This window comes from Mesorhizobium sp. GbtcB19 (assembly GCF_019091085.1).
Lineage (GTDB): Bacteria > Pseudomonadota > Alphaproteobacteria > Rhizobiales > Rhizobiaceae > Mesorhizobium.
The window spans coordinates 1-228 of sequence record NZ_JAGXJY010000685.1 but is presented as its reverse complement, the minus strand read 5'-3'; the positions used below and the strand labels follow the sequence as shown (position 1 = coordinate 228).

Sequence of the window (228 nt, the reverse complement as noted above, 5' to 3'; positions counted from 1 at the left end):
AAAGTCAAACGTGTAAGTACGCGTCAAATGTGTCGAGGAGCGCACGTTCGTCGGCGTGTCCGGCAGCGTCCACAAGGTGGTGCTGGGCACGGCGCATGTGCCGGACGGCAAGACGCCTGGTCCGTGCCCGATGGAGCTGGTGCTGTTTGGCACCGGTGGCTGCTCGGCCTACGACGTCGTGCCCATCCTCGAGATGGGCCGCGCGGCGCTCGTGGCCTGTGCGGTCGA

General features: G+C 66.2%; 1 pseudogene. It reads left to right on the top strand.

The features are described 5' to 3' along the window. Nucleotides 1-10 precede the first annotated feature (10 nt). A pseudogene (locus tag KVT37_RS33750) lies at nt 11-228 on the top strand (osmotically inducible protein C); the annotation flags it as partial.